This window comes from Corynebacterium phocae (genome assembly GCF_008693075.1).
Lineage (GTDB): Bacteria > Actinomycetota > Actinomycetes > Mycobacteriales > Mycobacteriaceae > Corynebacterium > Corynebacterium phocae.
Genome location: NZ_VXKJ01000046.1, coordinates 23,865 through 43,068 on the forward strand (window position 1 = coordinate 23,865; position 19,204 = coordinate 43,068).

Annotated in this window: 14 protein-coding genes; 8 read left to right on the forward strand and 6 right to left on the reverse strand. The window is 60.4% G+C overall.

The features are described 5' to 3' along the window. Positions 1-95: 95 nt before the first annotated feature. Genes F4V58_RS09240 through F4V58_RS09260 form a run of 5 tightly spaced genes read left to right on the forward strand, consistent with a single transcriptional unit; the run spans position 96 to position 4,298 of the window. Positions 96-1,706: an acyl-CoA carboxylase subunit beta gene (locus tag F4V58_RS09240; protein ID WP_075735351.1), complete on the forward strand. Its 1,611-nt coding sequence runs from the start codon at positions 96-98 to the stop codon at positions 1,704-1,706. A 25-nt stretch (positions 1,707-1,731) separates the two neighbouring features. Further along, the gene (locus F4V58_RS09245) at positions 1,732-3,030 is read left to right on the forward strand and encodes a carboxyl transferase domain-containing protein (RefSeq protein WP_075735353.1); all 1,299 of its coding nucleotides are present in this window, start codon (positions 1,732-1,734) and stop codon (positions 3,028-3,030) included. 9 nt (positions 3,031-3,039) lie between these two features. After that, positions 3,040-3,234 carry an acyl-CoA carboxylase subunit epsilon gene (locus F4V58_RS09250; protein WP_075735355.1) on the forward strand — a complete coding sequence of 65 codons (195 nt, stop codon included), beginning with the start codon at positions 3,040-3,042 and terminating at the stop codon, positions 3,232-3,234. A 3-nt stretch (positions 3,235-3,237) separates the two neighbouring features. Beyond that, positions 3,238-3,828, forward strand: a complete 591-nt coding sequence (locus tag F4V58_RS09255; RefSeq protein WP_075735357.1) for a Maf family protein — start codon at positions 3,238-3,240, stop codon at positions 3,826-3,828. 47 nt (positions 3,829-3,875) lie between these two features. Further along, the gene (locus F4V58_RS09260) at positions 3,876-4,298 is read left to right on the forward strand and encodes a DUF3151 domain-containing protein (protein ID WP_075735359.1); all 423 of its coding nucleotides are present in this window, start codon (positions 3,876-3,878) and stop codon (positions 4,296-4,298) included. An 83-nt stretch (positions 4,299-4,381) separates the two neighbouring features. On the opposite strand, the gene F4V58_RS09265 is transcribed toward F4V58_RS09260, so the two are convergent. Further along, positions 4,382-5,443: a Cj0069 family protein gene (locus F4V58_RS09265; protein WP_075736669.1), complete on the reverse strand. Its 1,062-nt coding sequence runs from the start codon at positions 5,441-5,443 to the stop codon at positions 4,382-4,384. Between the two features lie 308 nt (positions 5,444-5,751). On the opposite strand from F4V58_RS09265, the gene F4V58_RS09270 reads away from it, so the two are divergent. Together F4V58_RS09270 and F4V58_RS09275 are read left to right on the forward strand one after the other, a co-directional pair. After that, on the forward strand, positions 5,752-6,609 hold the full coding sequence (locus F4V58_RS09270; protein WP_075735361.1) for a sulfurtransferase: 858 nt from the start codon (positions 5,752-5,754) through the stop codon (positions 6,607-6,609). A gap of 125 nt (positions 6,610-6,734) precedes the next feature. Then, the gene (locus F4V58_RS09275; RefSeq protein ID WP_075735363.1) at positions 6,735-8,510 is read left to right on the forward strand and encodes an acetyl/propionyl/methylcrotonyl-CoA carboxylase subunit alpha; all 1,776 of its coding nucleotides are present in this window, start codon (positions 6,735-6,737) and stop codon (positions 8,508-8,510) included. Between the two features lie 219 nt (positions 8,511-8,729). On the opposite strand, the gene F4V58_RS09280 is transcribed toward F4V58_RS09275, so the two are convergent. From F4V58_RS09280 to prpD, 4 genes are all read right to left on the reverse strand, one after another. Next, positions 8,730-12,149: a pyruvate carboxylase gene (locus tag F4V58_RS09280; protein WP_075735365.1), complete on the reverse strand. Its 3,420-nt coding sequence runs from the start codon at positions 12,147-12,149 to the stop codon at positions 8,730-8,732. A 236-nt stretch (positions 12,150-12,385) separates the two neighbouring features. Next, complete coding sequence (locus tag F4V58_RS09285; protein WP_075735367.1) at positions 12,386-13,537, reverse strand: bifunctional 2-methylcitrate synthase/citrate synthase; 1,152 nt, start codon at positions 13,535-13,537, stop codon at positions 12,386-12,388. Between the two features lie 116 nt (positions 13,538-13,653). After that, positions 13,654-14,583 carry a methylisocitrate lyase gene (gene prpB, locus F4V58_RS09290; RefSeq protein WP_075735369.1) on the reverse strand — a complete coding sequence of 310 codons (930 nt, stop codon included), beginning with the start codon at positions 14,581-14,583 and terminating at the stop codon, positions 13,654-13,656. Beyond that, on the reverse strand, positions 14,583-16,124 hold the full coding sequence (prpD, locus tag F4V58_RS09295; RefSeq protein ID WP_075735371.1) for a 2-methylcitrate dehydratase PrpD: 1,542 nt from the start codon (positions 16,122-16,124) through the stop codon (positions 14,583-14,585). Before prpD ends, prpB begins: the two co-directional genes overlap by 1 nt. A 180-nt stretch (positions 16,125-16,304) precedes the next feature. Between prpD and F4V58_RS09300 the strand changes: the two genes are divergently transcribed. Then, positions 16,305-17,618 (forward strand): short-chain fatty acyl-CoA regulator family protein, encoded by a 1,314-nt coding sequence (locus F4V58_RS09300; protein WP_075735373.1) that lies wholly within the window; start codon positions 16,305-16,307, stop codon positions 17,616-17,618. A 94-nt stretch (positions 17,619-17,712) separates the two neighbouring features. On the opposite strand, the gene F4V58_RS09305 is transcribed toward F4V58_RS09300, so the two are convergent. Next, a complete protein-coding gene (locus tag F4V58_RS09305) occupies positions 17,713-19,137 on the reverse strand; it encodes an NAD(P)H-quinone dehydrogenase (protein ID WP_075736671.1) in 1,425 nt (474 codons plus the stop codon). Positions 19,138-19,204: the final 67 nt, after the last annotated feature.

The window sequence follows — 19,204 nt, forward strand, 5'->3', positions numbered from 1 at the left end:
AGCCGGCTCGCCTGTCAGACCCAACCGAAATGTGACGGGGATCACCGCGTGGAAATGTTAGCTTTCGCAAGCGAAATCATTTAGACTCAACAAACATGACAGTTTCCTCACATTTGCCGCCTTCAGAGCCTGCCGCAACCACTACCGCCGAAAAACTCGCCGATCTGCAGCGCCGCAGGGAAGAAGCGGCGGCCCCCATGGGGGAAGCCGCCCACCAACGCGTCAAAGACGCCGGCCGCCTCACCGCGCGTGAGCGCCTGGACTACATCCTGGATGAAGGCTCCTTCGTGGAGACCGACATGCTGGCCATCCACCGCACCGTGGACTTTGGCATGGACAAGCGTCACCCGGTAACCGACGGTATTGTCACCGGCTGGGGCACCATCGATGGCCGTGAGGTGTGCATCTTCTCCCAGGACGGCACCGTCTTTGGTGGTGCGCTGGGTGAGGTCTACGGCGAAAAAATGATCAAGATCCAGAAGCTGGCCATCACCACCGGCCGCCCGCTCATCGGTCTGTACGAGGGCGCGGGCGCCCGCATCCAGGACGGTGCCGTGTCGCTGGACTGGATTGCCCAAACCTTCTACCAAAACACCCTAGCCTCCGGCGTTATCCCGCAAATCTCCGTGATCCTGGGCGCCTGCGCGGGCGGCAACGCCTACTCCCCCGCCATCACCGACTTCGTGGTCATGGTGGACAAGAAATCCAAGATGTTCGTCACCGGCCCCGACGTCATCAAGACCGTCACCGGTGAGGTCATCACCCAGGAGGAACTAGGCGGCGCGGAAGTCCACATGAAATCCGCCGGCAACACCCACTACACCGCGGAAAGTGATGAGGACGCACTTGACTGGGTCATCGACCTGATAAGCTACCTGCCCTCCAACAACCGCCAGCTGGCACCCCGTGAGGAATTCGATGAGCAGGATGACATTACCGAAGACGACCTTAAGCTAGATTCCATCATCCCGGACTCCCCCACCCAGCCCTATGATGTGCGTGAGGTCATCGAGCTCATCACCGATGACGGCGAATACATGGAAATCCAGGCCGAACGCGCGGACAACGTGGTCATAGCCTTCGGCCGCGTGGAGGGCCACACCGTGGGCTTCGTGGCCAACCAACCCATGGTTTTTGCCGGCTGTCTGGATATTAACTCCTCTGAGAAAGCCGCGCGTTTTATCCGTACGTGTGACTCCTTCAACATCCCCATCGTTTTGCTCGTGGACGTACCGGGCTTCCTGCCGGGCGCGGACCAGGAACATGACGGCATCTTGCGCCGCGGTGCCAAGCTGCTCTACGCCTACGCGGAGGCCACTGTGCCTAAAATCACCGTGACCATGCGCAAAGCCTACGGTGGCGCGTATTGCGTGATGGGGTCCAAGGGCCTGGGCTCAGACGTCAACCTGGCGTGGCCCACTGCGCAGATTGCGGTTATGGGGGCATCGGGAGCCGTGGGCTTTATCTACCGCAAGGAAATCAAGGCCGCGATGGAAAAGGGTGAGGACACCGCCGCCCTCATCAAAGCCTTCGAGCAGCAGTATGACGCCTTCATGCTCACGCCCTACAAGGCAGCAGAGCGCGGGCTAATTGACGCCGTTATCATGCCGTCCGAAACCCGCACCCAGATTGCCAAGAACTTGCGCCTCTACGCGGATAAGAATGTTGCCCGCCCGGCGCGCAAGCACGGCAATATCCCACTATAGAAACGGTCTTGTAGACTAATCAACCATGAGTGACATGAAAACCACCGCTGGAAAAATCGAAGCACTGGACCAGAAACTGGCCCAAGCGCACAAGCCGCTGGGGCAGGTCCCAGCAGCGCGCGAACGCATTGAATCCACGCTGGATAAGGGATCATTCGTGGAAACCGACGCCCTGGCACGCCACCGTTCCAAGGACTTCGGCCGCGAGCACGACCGCCCGTTCACCGACGGCGTCATCACCGGCTACGGCACCATCGATGGCCGTAAGGTGTGCATCTACTCCCAGGACGCCACAATTTTTGACGGCACTATGGGCGAAGCCTACGGGGACAAGCTGGTCAAGCTCTACGACCTGGCGCTAAAAACCGGCGTCCCCATGGTGGCAATCGTGGAAGGCGGTGCCCCACGCGCGCAGGAGGGCATCATCACTTTGGCCGTCCAGGCGCGGATTTTGGAGCGGGTGACCAAGGCCTCCGGCCTCATCCCCCAAATCACGGTGGTTCATGGCCAAACCCCCTCGCTGATCCCCGGCATGTCCGACATTGTGATTGGTGCCGGCGGCCACACCCAAGCGGAGGTCCGGGAGGTCTTGAGCTTCCTCCCCGCTAACAACCATGCAGAAACCCCGCGCACGGACTCCCACATCATGCGCGGGTCCATCGCGGAGAATATTAGCGAAGAAGACCGCCAGCTGGACTCCGCAGTCCACGACGACATGACTGTGGATCTCACGGAGGTAGTGGCGGGTGTATTCACCGAGTCCTTGGAACTGCAGGCCGCAGTTACTGGCGTATATACCGGCTTTGGGCGCATTGAAGGCCGCGCGGTGGGAGTGATAGCCAACCGGGGTACATTCGACGACTCCGCCGCTACTAAGGCCGCGCAATTTATCCAAATGTGCGACTGCTTCAACCTTCCCATCCTGGAATTCGTGGACGCCCCAGTGCTGGCCGCCAGCCCGGCCGCACTGGGCAAACTAGCCCACGCGTATTCCGCAGCCACCGTGGGCAAGGTAACCATCAACGTGGGCCGCGCTCTTGGCAACGCCTACGTGGTCTTTGGCTCCAAAGACCTGGGCGCGGACCTGGCCTATGCCTGGCCTACTGCCCAGATAGCCGTCGCGGACGCCCCCGCGCTGGCGCAAACCCTGGGCATTGAGGATGCCTCTGAGTACCTCACCCCTTATCAGGCCGCTGAACGCGGACTGGTTGACGCCGTTATCACCCCGGGCGCTACCCGCGCCTATCTGACGGAGGCCCTGCGCTTGCTAGAGCGCAAAGTAATCTATTCCACGCCGAAGAAACACGGCAACATCACCTTATAGGAGAAAATCATGACTGCACCCCACCTCAAAGTAATCAACGGCAAGCCCACCTTCCAGGAGGTGGCAGCCCTTGCTACCGTGCTTTCCCAGATTGATTCTGAGGAGCGCAACAAGGCCGCCCAGACCGGCGTAGTCCGGGATAACTGGGGCCAGCCGGGTGCAGACTTCAACCCTTCCGCCTTCCGGAACGTCCGCTACTTCTAAAACATGCGCATTGTTCTAGCCTCCCAATCCCCCTCCCGCGCCGCTATTCTGCGTGGGGCGGGGGTGGAGCCCGTTTTGCACCCGGCCGACGTTGACGAGCGCGCAATCGAGGCCGCTCACCGGGACGCGGGGTCCTCCGGGATTGTGGCCGCGCTCGCCCGTGCTAAAGCGCATGCGGTAGCCAGGCACTACCCCGCTGACGTGGTAATAGGCGCCGACTCCATGCTCTTGCTCGACGGTCAGCTCCAGGGCAAACCGCACACGGTAGAAAACACAGTGGCCCGCTGGCATGAACAGGCCGGCAAGTCCGCTCAACTTCTCACGGGCCACTGCGTCATTTACGCCGGCCAGCAACACGTGGAGGTCTCTTCCACCACGGTCAATTTTGCCCAGGCTTCCGCTGCCGATATCGCGGCCTACGCCGCCACCGGCGAACCCCTGCAGTGCGCTGGGGCTTTCACTTTGGAGGCCATGGGCGGGTGGTTCATTGATTCGATTGCGGGGGATCCGTCTTCGGTGATTGGACTTTCACTACCAGTGGTGCGCCGCGCGCTTTATGGATTTGGCCTCAATGTCTCCGATTTCTGGGGCTAATAACCAGGCCGCTTCCCGTTTCCGGCGTTGTGGGTAGAGTGGTCGGCATGGAAATGAAAGACATGCTAGCGCCCGCGCCCATCAAGCTACCGGCAGACCCCGGTGCCACCGCATCGGAGTCCACCGCCGCCAACCTCTGCGCACATCCGGACTCCCCTGTGTTGTGGGCACAGATGGCCGAAAAGGAATTAGCCACACAACGCGCCGCCAACGGCAGCGCCGCTGACTTCATCACCGCCTATGCCTTTGCCCGCACCGGCTACCACCGCAGTCTTGACCGCCTGCGCGGTAACGGCTGGAAGGGCTGGGGCCCGGTTCCCTTCGACCACGAGCCCAACCAGGGGGTGCTACGCGCCATTGCAGCGTTGGCTCACTGCGCCAAGGCCATTGGTGAGGACGCGGAATACGACCGCCTACGTCAGATGCTCTCAGACGCTGACCCGGCGGCGGTGTCCCAGCTGCTAGATTAACCCTTGCTCAGGCCAGAAATGGCATAAAAGAAACCCACCGGAGTGTGTACTCCGGTGGGCTAGCTTTTTAAGAAAGTAAGCGCTTAGGCGTTCTTTGCCTCTGCGCGGCGGATTGCTTCCTTAGCAACCTTTTCCTGGATACCCATGTCTAGCTCGGAGGTGAAGCCAACGCAAGAGTTGTTGATTTCACCAAGAACGTAGGTGTCTTCACCGTCTTCACCGTCAGCAAGCATGAAGTCAGCGGTCCAGATGAGCGGAACATTGTCGTTCTCACCGAGCTTGGAGGCGATGACAGGGCGAGCCTTGTCAAACATCTCCAGGAGGTCTGGCCATGCTTCTGGCTTGTCGTAGGTGTAGGTTGCACCGGAGAACAAGGTAGCGGAGAAGGAGTCTCCACCAGCAGCTGGCTTCTTGTGAACGATGAATACTGGTTCATCACCAACCATGAGGATGCGGATTTCACCCTCCACGATACGAGGCATGAAGCGCATGTCAACGAGCATGCCGTTGTCACCAATGATGTACTGGTCACAGAAGTCCATGAAGTCACCCAGGGTGTAGTCGTGGGTCTTGTTGTCCACGGCCTCGGTACACTTCAACTTGGTGTCTAGAGGTAGCTTGGAGCCTGGCTCCACGGACTTAGCCAGATCTGCGTCTGCCAAGCGTACGCGCCAGATACCTTCACCGGTGGAGCCACGGTTTTGCTTCAGAACGCGCTCACCGTAGGTCAGGGAGGTTGGGAAGGTGTTGTGGAAGGACTCCACGTCGTAGTATGCGGCGGTGTCTTCAGGCACTAGTGGGGTGTCATTTAGCTTGACTAGTGCGTCCTTGGCACCATAGGCCATCATGTCAGCTGGGGTGGACATGCCAACCAAGCCAGCGTCAGCGAGTTTGGTCAGAAGGGTCATGTAGCCCTTCTCACCGCCTGGGATGCTGCCTGGGTTCACGCGGGAGATGTAGGCATCAAAGTTCTTGGAGACCGTGTCAAAGATTTCATCAGCCTTGTCAGGGTGGAAGTAAACAACCTCTGCGTGCCAGCCAGCGTCCTTGATGGAGTTGACGATTGGCATGGTGTCTTTACGGTGGCCGTCAGGGCCCTTGTCAGATCCGCCTTCTACTTCGAAGACGACGATTGCCTTATTCACTGCAATAAACCTTTCATAGATGTATTCACGTGCAACACGTGTTCGGGTCTGTTGCATCCCTTTTCCTGACTAGAGATACCGTTGGCGACCCAGGTACTAACGGTATCCGAATACCGCCCGCTTCGCTGGGCAAATCCAGCGTGACTGATCCCACGTTTCTCAGCGGTTCTCATCCGGCGACCCCGTGGCCTGGGGACATGTTATAACCACGTGGAGAAAATGTATTCAATGCCACATTCGCCTACCCTATGTTGAGTATCACGGTATTGTGATTTTGAACCTTTAAGCTATAAGAACCGGAGATCCCTGTGATTGATATTGACCCTAATCCCGCGTACAGCGAATTCGCAGATCCCTCCCGCCTGGTGTCCGCACCATGGCTTTCTGCTCGCTTGGGCGTAAAGGGACTGCGCGTATTGGAAGTCGATGAAGACATTTTGCTCTACGACATTGGCCACATCCCCACCGCTAGTCGCCTCAATTGCTACACCGAGCTCCAAGACCCGGTAACCCGCGACATCGTCAGCGCGGAAGGTTTTAGCAAGCTCATGCGCGAAAAGGGTATCAACCGCGACGACACGATAGTGCTTTACGGGGATAAAAATAACTGGTGGGCCGCCTACGCACTGTGGGTTTTCGAGCTTTTTGGCCACCCCGACGTGCGCCTGTTAGACGGCGGCCGTGACGCCTGGATGACAGAGGAGCGTGACACTTCCTATGTTGTGCCCACCCCCGCTGAATCTGACTACCCCGAGGTGGAGCGGAATGACTCCCAGCACCGGGCGTTTGTCAATGACTTGTCAGGCCTTGTTCTTATAGACACCCGCCCGGAGGCAGAGTACCGCGGAGCCGCCACCACCACTTCCCAGGCAGGTGACTCTACTTACGGCACCACTATCCGCCACGGGCACATCCCGGGCGCAATCAACTTGCCCTGGAATAGCGCCTTGCACCCAAACGGCGTATTCCGCTCCCCCAAGGAACTGGCCGCCACTTTTAGCGACCTTGACCCCAAAGCCCCCACGGCACTGTATTCCCACCTGGGCGCCCAGAGTGCCCACGGCTGGTTTGTCACCAAGTTCCTCCTAGGCTTTGACAACGTCAAAAACTACGACGGATCCTGGGCCGAATGGGGAAATATGGTGCGAATGCCCATCGAACGCTAACACGTGTCGCCCCCATCCTCCCAGGTGGGGGCATATTTTTGGATTTTTTCTAAAACCTGATGGATCTCTCATGTTTTTGTGTGCGATAATAGTTTGAGCAAAATTTATCAAGGAAGGGCCAACACGTGTCTGTGGAAACTAAAACCATCACCAAGGTACTCATCGCCAACCGTGGTGAGATCGCCGTTCGTGTCATCCGCGCCGCGCGGGACGCGGGCATCGCTTCAGTGGCCGTGTACGCAGAACCTGACGCGACCGCACAATTCGTAGAGCTGGCTGATGAGGCCTTCGCTTTGGGCGGCAGCACCTCAGCTGATTCCTATCTGGATATGACCAAGGTGCTAGACGCCGCTAAGAAGTCCGGGGCGGACGCCATCCACCCCGGCTACGGCTTTCTATCGGAAAACGCCGAATTCGCGCAGGCAGTCATGGACGCCGGCCTCATCTGGATTGGCCCATCGCCGCAAGCTATCCGCGACTTGGGCGATAAAGTCACCGCCCGCCACATTGCCGAGCGTGCCGATGCCCCCATGGCACCGGGCACCCCCAACCCAGTCGCTGACGCCACTGAAGTTGAGGCTTTTGCTGACGAATACGGCCTGCCAATTGCCATCAAGGCAGCTTTTGGCGGCGGCGGACGCGGCATGAAGGTGGCCTACAAGCGTGAAGAGGTAGCCGAGCTATTCGAATCCGCCACCCGTGAGGCCACCACCGCCTTCGGGCGCGGAGAATGCTTCGTGGAGCGCTACCTAGACAAAGCCCGCCACGTGGAGGCACAGGTCCTGGCAGACCAGCACGGCAACGTTGTGGTCATGGGTACCCGTGATTGCTCCTTGCAGCGCCGCTTCCAGAAGCTCGTGGAAGAAGCGCCAGCTCCGTTTTTGACTGATGAGCAACGCCGGTCCATCCACGACTCCGCAAAGCGCATTTGCCGGGAAGCCGGCTACTACGGTGCAGGCACCGTCGAATACTTGGTGGGCTCTGACGGCCTCATCTCCTTCCTTGAGGTCAACACCCGCCTGCAGGTGGAGCACCCGGTGACTGAAGAAACCACCGGCTATGATCTGGTGCGTGAGCAGTTCCGCATCGCGGAGGGCCGCGAGCTGAGCATCAGCGAAGATCCCACGCCCTTCGGCCATGCCATCGAGTTCCGTATCAACGGCGAGGACGCACAGGCGGGCTTCATGCCGGCGCCTGGCACCGTTGTTAAGTATTCCGAGCCCTCCGGCCCAGGCATCCGCATGGACTCCGGTGTCCGCGAAGGCTCCGTCATTGGCGGCCAATTCGATTCCATGCTGGCCAAGCTCATTGTCTGGGGCCCGGACCGCCAGACCGCCATTGAGCGCTCCCGCCGCGCGCTAGATGAGTTCACCGTTGAAGGCCTGCCCACAGTCATTCCTTTTGACAAGGCCATTGTCAACAACCCTGCCTTCACCGCAGAGGACGGCTCTTTCGATATCTACACCAAGTGGATTGAAGAAGAGTGGGTCAATGACCTAGAGCCGTACGTGGACTCTGACGCTGCCGATGCCGAGGATTCAGAGCCGGCACGCAAGTTTGTCGTGGAAATCGACAACCGCCGCGTAGAGGTCGCACTGCCAAGCAACCTCTTGATGGGTGGCATTAACGCCGTGCGCAAGAAGGCCAAGAAGCGCCGTGGCGGCGGGGGCGGCAAGTCCGCCGTTTCCGGTGACGCGGTCGTAGCCCCCATGCAGGGCACGGTTATCAAGGTCAACGTCGAGGAAGGCCAGGAGGTCGCAGAAGGCGACGTCGTGGTAGTACTTGAGGCCATGAAGATGGAAAACCCTGTCAAGGCCCACAAGTCCGGCAAAGTCACCGACTTGAAGGTGGAGACCGGCGGCCAGATCAACAAGGGCGAGCCAATCCTCGAGATTAAGTAGTAACCCGCCCTCGCAGACGCCTATCCCCGCTAGTTCACCTGGAACTAGCGGGGATTTTCGTGCCGCCACCGGCTTTTTGGCGGCGTTGGTGCCTGCGTTGGTGCCGACGTCAGCTGGGCCGGACTGGCCGGACTGGCCGGGCTGGCCAGGCCCCACGGGAGAAAATGTTGCCCCCCGGCCGGGCCCAGCTGGGGCCAGCTAGCCCTGGATAAACCCGTTTCAGCCGATAACGGCGATGAGGTCCCCGCCTTCGACCTTGGTCACCTGGCCCACGGCAATCCTTTCGACCGTGCCGTCCTGCGTGGCGGAGATAGAGGCTTCCATCTTCATTGCCTCGATGACCGCCACTTGGTCACCGGCCTTTACCTTGGCTCCAACTTCGATGGTTGGCGTAACCACGCCGGCAAAAGGCGCGGCCACGTGTCCCTTGTTGGAAGGGTCTGCCTTCTCCACCGTAGCCACGGTGGATTCGACGTTGTTATCGCGGACCTTGATCGGGCGGATCTGGCCGTTGACGCTGAGCACCATGTTGCGCATGCCCTTTTCGTCGGGCTCGCCCAACGCGTCAAACCGCACCGTGAAGTGCTTGATATCTGCGCGGTCGGTGGAGCCGGACGGGAAGTAGTGCACGGTGTGCTCTTTGCCTTCGTCCATGCCGTAGAGGAACAACGTGTCTGAAAGCGCTTCGGTGTTGCCGTAGGTGCGCCGGAATTCGTTGAACTCTTCGAACTGCTTGGGGAAAAGGAGGCGGTTGATACTTGCGCGGCGTTCTTTGGGATCGGAGGACTCTAGGTGCTCAACTTCCTCTGCGGGAACGTCCTTGACCTGAACCTCCCCGGGCGCACGCCCTTCAAGCACCTTGTCGCGCAACGGGGGCCAGCCACCTGGAGGAGTTCCCAGCTCCCCCCGCAGGAACGCGATGACGGAGTCAGGGATATCGTACTTTTGTGGGTCTGCCTCAAACTCTTCCGGAGAAACCCCCGCGCCAACCAGGTGCAGGGCCAGGTCACCTACCACCTTGGAAGAAGGAGTGACCTTGGTTGGGCGGCCCAGCATTTCGTTGACGGCCGCGTAGTTATCCTCGATGACCTCAAAGCGGTCTGCCAGCCCCAAGGCGGTTGCCTGGGCGCGAAGGTTGGACAGCTGCCCGCCGGGAATTTCGTGCTTGTAGACGCGCCCGGTGGGGCCGGGAATGCCGTTTTCAAACGGATGGTAGAGCTCGCGGACTGCCTCCCAGTAGGGTTCCAGGTCGCAGATAGCCTGCAGGTCCAGGCCGGTATCGCGCGGGGTGTTGGCAAACGCGGCCACGATGGCGGACAGCGAAGGCTGCGAGGTAGTGCCACCGAGTGGCGCGGAGGCGCCGTCCACGGCGTCCGCGCCGGCAAGCGCCGCCGCGTAGTACGTTGCTAGTTGGCCGCCGGCGGTGTCGTGCGTGTGCACGTGGACCGGCAGGTCAAATTCCTTGCGCAGAGCCTTCACCAACACCGAAGCGGATTCGGGGCGCAGCAGCCCAGCCATGTCCTTGATGGCCAAAACGTGAGCGCCGGTGCCCACAATTTGCTCCGCCAGCTTGAGGTAGTAATCCAGCGTATAGAGGTCTTCCTTCGGGGAGCACATGTCCCCCGAGTAGCTCATGGCTACCTCAGCCACCGTGGTGCCCGTTTCCAGCACGGCGTCAATCGCGGGGCGCATCTGGGAGACATCATTGAGGGCGTCAAAGATGCGGAAGACGTCAATGCCGGACCGCGCAGCCTCCTCCACGAAGGCGTGGCATACCTTGTCCGAGTAAGGGCTGTAGCCCACCGTGTTGCGGCCGCGCAGCAGCATCTGAATGTTTTGGTTAGGCATGGCCTCACGCAGCAGGTCCAGGCGTACCCAGGGGTCTTCTTTGAGGAAGCGCATGGCTACGTCGTAGGTCGCGCCGCCCCAGGCCTCTACGGAGTAGAGCTGTGGGGTGAGTCGCGCCACGGATTCAGCTGCGGTCACCAGGGCGGTGCCGCGCACGCGAGTAGCCAGCAGGGACTGGTGGGCGTCACGGAACGTGGTGTCCGTCACGGCCAGGGCGTCCTGCTTGCGGATTTTCTCCGCCCACGCCTTGGGGCCTAGCTCCAGCAGGTCATCGCGCGAACCGCGAGGCAGCTCCTCTCCGCGCTGGAAGGGTGGGATCTTCTCGTGCGGACGCAGCGCGGTAGGGCAAGGGCCGTTGGGCTGGTTTACCGTTACGTCCGCGATGTAGTCAATGATCCGCCCGGTCTCATCCACCGCATGTGGGGCTTTGAGTAGGTCCGGGTGGTTTTCGATGAATCCGGTATCTACGCGCTTGCCCACGAAATCGGGTTCGCGCAGCAGAGCCCGCAAGAAGCCGATATTGGTGGCAACACCTGCCACCGTAAATTCGTTGAGGGCACGTTTGGCACGCGCTACGGCCTCTTCGAAGTTCGCGCCGCGGCAAGTCACCTTCACCAACAGGGAGTCGAAGTTAGGCGAGACCTCCGCGCCAACGGAGGTGGCGCCGTCAAGACGCACGCCGGCACCACCCGGTGAGCGGTATTGGGTGAGTGTTCCGGTGTCAGGGCGGAAGCCGTTGGCCGGGTCTTCGGTGGTAATGCGGCACTGTAGGGCGGAGCCAGTAATTGAGATGTTTTCCTGCTTGAGACCCAGGTCTGCCAAGCTGGCCCCGGCGGCGATTTCCATCTGGGCTTTGACAATATCAACGCCGGTGATTTCCTCAGTGACAGTGTGCTCAACCTGCACACGGGGGTTCATCTCAATGAATACGTGGTTGCCGTTTTCATCAACCAGGAATTCCACTGTTCCGGCACCTTCGTAGTTGATGTGCTGGGAAAACCGGACGGCGTCTGCGCAAATTTTATCGCGGAGTTCTGGGTCTAGACTGGGCGCTGGGGCTACTTCCACTACCTTTTGGTGGCGGCGTTGCACGGAGCAGTCGCGCTCGTAGAGGTGGATGACGTTTCCTTGCGAGTCCGCCAGGATCTGAATTTCAATGTGCTGCGGTTTGATGACCGCAGTTTCTAGGTAAACCTGACCGTCGCCGAAGGCCGCCTCTGCCTCACGGGAGGCCTCTGCGCACTTCTCACGCAGCTCCTGCGCGTTTTCGACGAAGCGCATCCCACGTCCGCCACCGCCGGAAACAGCTTTGACAAAGAGCGGGAAATTGAAGTCTTTGGAGTATTCTTCCAGCTTGTCCAGGTCAGTGGTGGGCTCGGAGTCTTGCAGAATAGGCAGGCCAGCAGCTTTTGCTGCGGCTACCGCTGCGGCTTTGTCACCGGTGAGGTCAAGCGTGGCCGGGCTGGGGCCAATGAACTTAATTCCGTTGTCCACACAGGCCTGGGCTAACTCGGTGCGCTCCGAAAGAAAACCGTAGCCCGGGTAGATGGCGTCCGCGCCGGTTTTCTTGGCAGCGCGGATAACTTCCGCGACGTCTAGGTAGGCCTTGACGGGGGCACCTTCAGTACCAATACGCACGGCCTCCCCGGCAAAAGCCCGGTGGAAGGAGTTGCGGTCCTCGCGGGGATAGATGGCTACGGTTTTGGCACCGGTTTCAAAAGCGGCGCGGAAGGCGCGAACCGCAATTTCCCCTCGGTTGGCTACCAAGATTTTCTTGAAAGAAGCAGTCACAGGTTGGGTTTCCTTTCGGATTATTGAAGCACGAACATAGCCAACACTATAGCTTGACAGAAATCGCATTTATCGGAAATCCGCTATAAAGATCATGCACCGCCAGTACACCGGGTGTAATTATTATCACCCCCAAATAACTGGCTATCGCCCACGCGGTGCCGGGCAGCAAAAAGAGGGCCATCCCCAGGATTGGCCCTCCTCCCCTATTTAGGGTGCGGGTCAGTGACCGCCCACTAGTGGCTCTTTGGCGGCACTGAGCGCTGCTCCTCCCCGCAGTACGCGGACAGCGGGCGGATGAGCGAGTTGTTTTCGTTTTGCTCCACGATGTGGGCGGTCCAGCCGGTGATACGAGCCATCACAAAGATGGGGGTGAAGAACTCAATATCAAAGCCCAGGATGTAGTACGCCGGGCCGGCTGGGAAGTCCAGGTTGGGCTGGATCTTGATGGAGGTGTTGTCATACATGGTCTTTTCCATGATGTCGTACATCTCCACCCATTTTTCCTGGCCGTGGGCCTTGGCCAGCTCGCGGAAGGCCTCGGACATGGTGGGCACGCGGGAGTCACCGTTTTTGTAGACGCGGTGGCCAAAGCCCATGACCAGGTCCTTGTTCTTGAGCCGGTTGAGCGTCCACTCCTCGGTCTTGGCCGGGTCATCGATTTCGATGAAGTTGTGCATCACGGCCTCATTCGCGCCGCCGTGCAGCGGGCCTTTCAAAGCGCCGATGGCCGCAGCGATAGCCGAGTAGGTATCAGACATGGTGGAGGTGACCACGCGGGCGGCAAAGGTGGAGGCGTTGAAGGAGTGCTCCGCGTACAGGATGAGCGACTTGTCAAAAGCCTCAATGTCCGCGCGGTTGTTGGCTGGTGAGCCTTCCTCATCACCGAAAACCATCCACAGGAAGTTTTCCGCAAAGCCCTTCTTGCGGGAGGGCTCGATGTAGCTCTCTCCCCGGCGGCGGCGGATATCCAGCGCGATGATGGTGGGAATCTTGGCCATCAGCTCCAGCGCGGTGCGGCGGATGTGCTCGGAGTCTTTGGTGTAGGACTCCGGGTCGGAGGCACCAATATAGGAAATCGCGGTGCGCAGCACGTCCATGGGGTGACAGGACTTGGGCATGGAGGTGATCAGGTCAATGAGGTGGCGGTCCAGGTGGCGCAGCGCCTTCTCCCGCGCGGAGAAGCGGATGAGGGTTTCCTGGCCGGGTAGCTTGCCGTTCCACAGCAGGTAGGCCACTTCCTCGAAGGTGCAGTAGCGGGCCAGTTCTTGGACGGGATAGCCGCGGTAGGTCAGCGAGTTGGTTTCCGGGACAACCTTGGAAATAGCGGTCTTATCAACTACTACGCCGTAGAGGCCTTTGCGGATTTCTGGGTTCTTGTCAGACATGTGGTACTCCTTGTGCTTGGGGCGCGGCGGCTGTTTTAGAACTTTCTGCCCCCGCGCGAACTTGGATTGAAGGGGTGGTTCTCCCCCGCCGGGTGGCGGGGAGATTGTTGCGGTGTTTAGGTGAAGGTGGGACGGTAGTTTTCCTGCGAGTAGGTAAATACTGACTGGTCAAAGTCGTTGTATTCGTTGTAGCGGACTAGCTCGTAGAGGCGGGAGCGGTGTTGCATCCGCTCTAGCCACGCGGTCTGGATGCCGGTTTCTTTTAGGTCCCGCAGGAAATTCTCAGTGGCACCCATGCACACCCGGAAGGTGGACACCGGCCAAATGACGGCGTTATAGCCAATGTTTTCCAACGTGCGCGCGGTCAACAGCTCGGTCTTGCCAAACTCGGTCATGTTCGCCAGCAGGGGCACGTCCACGGCGGCGCGGAACTTCTCAAAGTCCGCCTCGCTGTAGAGGGCCTCTGTGAAGATCATGTCCGCCCCGGCACCTGCGTAGGCCTTGGCGCGCTCAATGGCGTCATCAATTCCGTTAATCCCGGCGGCGTCGGTGCGGGCGCAAATGATGAAATTGTCATCGCGGCGTTCCTTGGCGGCGGCGGAAATCCGGCGCACCATCAGGTCGGTGGGCACAACTTCTTTGCCGTCCAGGTGCCCGCAGCGCTTGGGATTAATCTGGTCCTCCAGGTGGCAGCCGGCCAGGCCGGCGTCTTCTAGCGCGGCTACGGTGCGGGCGGCGGACATGGGCTCACCAAAGCCGGTGTCAGCATCCACCAGAACGGGCAGGTCGGTCACGCGGGCTATCTGCCCGGCGCGGGTGGCCACCTCGGTCAGCGTGGTCAGCCCAATGTCCGGCAGCCCTAAGTCGTTGGCCAGCACTGCTCCGGAGATGTACACGCCCCCGAAGCCGCCGATGTCCTGGATGAGCCTGGCCGTGAGCGGGTTGAACGCGCCGGGCAGCGTGGTGATTTCCGGGGCGCTCAGCGCCTCCCGGAAGCGGCGGCGCTTTTCCGCGTTGGAAATAGTGGAACCAAAAAGCCCTGCCATTAGAAGATCCCTCCTGGGGTCTTCGGTGCCTTGGCTAGGGCGTCTTCGGTCACGCGGACGTTAAGCTCGCTCAAGTCGGTGAGCTGCTCCACGTTCTCTGCGGCGGCCAGGAAACGGTCCTGCTCTTCCTCTGCGACAATTCCCTTGGCCAGCGTGCGGAACTTCTTGATGTACTGCTCACGGCCAAAGGGGCGCTCGCCTAGCGGGTGAGCGTCAGCTACAGCCATCTCATCTTCGATGACGGTGCCGTCTTTAAAGGTGATGACTGCCTTGGCACCGAAGGCCTTTTCTTCCGGGTCGGTGGAGTGGTAGCGGCGGGTCCACTCCGGGTCCTCGATGGTGGAGATTTTGTGCCATAGCTCCACGGTTTCCGGGCGCCCGGCGCGCTCCGGCGCATAGGAGTCCACGTGGTGCCAGCCGCCGTCTTCCAAAGCCACGGCGAAGATGTACATGATGGAGTGGTCCAAGGTCTCACGGGTGGCCTTGGGGTCCATTTTCTGGGGATCGTTGGCGCCGGTGCCAATGACGTAGTGGGTGTGGTGCGAGGTGTGCAAGACGATAGAGGCGACATCGGCAAGCTCTAGGCCGCGTTCCTTGATGGTCTCGCGCATGCGCCGCGCCAGGTCGATGGGTGCCTGGGACTGGTACTCCGCAGAGTGCTCCTTAGTGTAGGTGTCCAAGATGGCGCGTTTTTCCTCCCCCTCGGCCGGCAGCGGGATGGTGTAGGTGCGCTCCGGGGAGTGCAGCATCCAGGCGATGAACCCGTCCTCACCCTCCCAAATCGGTGCCGGCGCGCCCTCCCCGCGCATGGCGCGGTCCACAGCCTCAATGGCCATCTTGCCGGCAAAGGCGGGTGCGGAGGCCTTCCAGGAGGAAATGAGTCCCTTGCGGGACTGTCGGGTGGCGGTGGTGGTGTGTAGTGCCTGGCCAATGGCCTGGTAGATGGTGTCCACGTCCAGGTCCAGCATGGTTCCAATACCGGCCGCAGCTGACGGCCCCAGGTGTGCCACGTGGTCAATCTTCCACTCGTGCAGGCTCATGCCCTTAACCAGGTTCACCTGGATTTCGTAGCCGGTGGCCAGGCCGCGCAGCAGCGCCTTGCCGTCTAGGCCCTTGTGCTGGGCTACTGCCAGGATGGGCGGGATATTGTCTCCCGGGTGGGAGTATTCCGCGGCCAGGAAGGTGTCGTGGTAGTCCAGCTCGCGCACGGCGGTGCCGTTGGCAAAGGCCGCCCACTCGGCGGAGTACTTGCCGTCCACGCCAAAGATTTCCGCGCCCTGCCCGGCGTTGCAGCTTTTGCCTTCCGCGTTTACTGGCTGCGGATGGGCCTGCGCGATGACGCGGGCGGAGGTCACCGGGCCGCGCGACACGGAGGCCACCGCCACCGAAGCGTTGTCAATGATCCGGTTGATGATCATGTCCTTAGTTTCCTGCGGGACCTCCACCGGGTCCACGGCAACCTTGGCAATCTTGTAGGCCAGGTGCTCTTCGTAGGGGAAGTCCTCTGCGGACTTGCGGGTGCGTACTTGGTGCTCAATCATTGGCAGTGCTCCTTTGCAAACGTGTGCGGTCCATCACTGTATGTAATGCTCCCCACTCTATTGTTTTAAAAGTGCTCCAAGCCACAAGTGTGTAGTGTATAAAGTTGTGTCATAGAAGTGAGTTATTTGCGAAAGCTGCAAAACTTGCAGTTCAACGGGAAATCTTGAAGGGAGTCGGTCGTGGCAAAGCACTACGCGGGGGCAAGAATCCACTCACTGCGCAAGACCCACGGTCTCACTCAAGTGGAGATGGCCCAGCGGCTGGGGTTATCCACCAGTTACCTCAACCAACTAGAAAACAACCAGCGGCCACTGACGGTAACGGTATTAATGCAGCTCACCCAGCGTTTTAACGTGGAGGCTGCCTACTTCTCCCCTGCCCGGGACCTGCGCGCCATCTCTGAGCTGCGAACCTTGTTCCCCGACGCCGGGGAGGAAACCCTCACAGACTTAGCTGCCCGCTACCCCGAGCTCGTACCGCAGCTACTACGCACTGCACAGGCCGCCCCCGCCGCACTGCGGCAGCCCTTCGACGAGGTCCGGGACTTTTTCTATGAGGCCCACAACTACATCCACGAATTGGATGTATTAGCCGAGGAGCTGGCAGGGGAAATAGGGGACGGCGTGCTGCGGCGGGGCAACCTTGCCGCCCGCTTGGAAGAGGAACTTCAGGTCACCGTCCGTTTTGGCCGTAGCGGCGACCGCCGCCGCTTTGACCCGGACTCCCGTCGGTTGTACTTACGCGCCGGGCTAACGGAAGCCCAGCTGGTCTTCGAAATGGCGTTGCAGTACTGCCTCATCGGGTTGACCGACTTGACCGCCAACCTGGTCTCCGAGCTTGCCCCTGGCGAAACCCAGCACATAGCCACGCTCGGCCTGGCACAATACTTCGCGGCCGCGGTGACCATGCCCTACACGGCTTTCCTAGATACCGCGGAGCAAACCCGCTACGACATAGACGTCATCTCGGGGATTTTTGGCACCGGCTTTGAAACCACCGCGCAGCGCCTGTCCACCCTCCAGCGGCCGGGAAACAAGGGCGTGCCGTTCTCATTCATCCGCACCGACCGCGCCGGCAACATCTCCAAACGGCAGTCAGCGTCATCATTTCACTTCGCGCGCAGCGGCGGGTCTTGCCCGCTGTGGATTGTCCACCGCGCTTTTGAAACCCCCAACCGCATCACGAGGCAAGTTGCCGCTATGCCGGACGGTCACGCGCACCTGTGGATAGCGCGGTTTGTACAGGGGCAAGCAAAATCCTGGGGTACTCCACGCAAGGAATTTGTGGTGGGACTTGGCTGTGACATTTCCCAGGCGGACCGGCTGGTCTACGCTGACGCACTCAACGTTGATATCGCCTCAGCCACCCCCATTGGCCCGGGCTGTAAGTCCTGCCCCCGCCCAGCCTGCCCGCAACGTGCGCTGCCACAAGCCGGGCGACCAGTCCACCTGGACCTCAACCGGTCGTGGGACACCTCCTACGACACCCGCTAAGGCCCAGGCCGATGAACACGCACATGGTCAGCGTCGTGGGACACCTCCTACGACACCCGCTAAGGCCCAGGCCCGGGGCCAGCGAGCGGCCTCATTACTCCAAATCGTCGCGGGAAATCAGCCGGCGAGCGGCTTCGGTAATGGTGCCGGAAAGCGACGGGTACACCGCAAAGGACTCCGCTAGCTGCTTGACAGTGAGGTTGTTGGCCACCGCCACGGCGATAGGCAAAATCAGCTCCGAAGCGGTAGGCGCTACCACCACGCCGCCAATCACGCGGCCGGAAGTGTCCCGGCAAAACAGCTTGACAAAGCCGAAGTTCAGCGAGCGCATCTTAGCGCGCGGGTTGGTGTTGAGCGGCATCATCACCGAACGCACACCGGGACCGGCGGCCTCCGCCTCCGCCTGGGTAAAGCCCACGGCGGCAATCTCCGGCCGGGTAAATACGGCCGTTGCCACGGTCTTCAACCGCAGCGGGGACACGCCCTCCCCCAGGAAGTGGTACATCGCAATACGGCCCTGCATGGCGGCCACGGAGGCCAGCGGGAACAGGTCGGAACAATCCCCGGCGGCGTAGATGCCGGAGACGTTGGTACGCGATACCCGGTCAACGTGAATGTGCCCGGACTTAGCGGTTTTAACCCCCACGTGCTCTAGCCCCAAGTCTTTAGTGTTGGGGATGGAGCCAATGGACATGATGACGTGAGAGCCGCGGATCTCACGGCCGTCCTGAGTTTCCACAATGACGCCGCCGTCTTCGGTACGCTTGACGGCCTCCACGCGGCAGTTCTTTTCCAGTTCTACGCCACGGCCGGCCAAGACCTGCTCCAAGACATCAGCGGCGTCCGCGTCATCATGGGGCAAAATCCGGTCACGGGAAGCCACCATGGTTACCTTCACGCCCATTTCCGCGAAGGCGGAGACAAACTCCGCGCCCGTCACACCAGAGCCCACCACAATGAGGTGCTCAGGCTCTTCAGTAAGGCTGTAGACCTGCTGCCAGGAAAGGATCCTCTCCCCGTCCGGTTTGGCGGAGGGCAGCACGCGCGGGGTGGCACCAGTGGCCAGCAGAATAAGGTCCGCCTCCAGCGACTCTTCCCGGCCGTCGCGGTGAGTGACAATGACCCGGTGCGCGGAGTTGTCCATTCCCGACTGATCCTCAGCGAAGCGTCCACGTCCGTCGATGATCCGCACACCAATGTTTTCTAAGCCCCGGCGCACGTCAGCAGACTGCTCCGCAGCCAGTGTTTCCACACGGTTGTTAAGCGCCGGCAAGGACAGCTGTACGCGGCTGAGCTGATCACTTAGCCCCATGTCCTCCGCGCGACGGAAGTCGGTGCGAATATTTGACCCGGCAATGAAGGACTTCGAAGGCACACAGTCCAGGAGCACCGAGGATCCACCCGGGCCTTGTTCTTCAATCAGGGTGATTTCTGCGCCGTATTTGGCACCAGTTATAGCGGCTTCATATCCCGCCGGCCCACCGCCGATGATAATTATGCGGTGGGTGTCATCCAGGATGTTGTCCTCAGTTACAGTCACGGGGGTTTTGCTCCTTGTAATTGTTTGCACAGATAGCTCGGGGGTT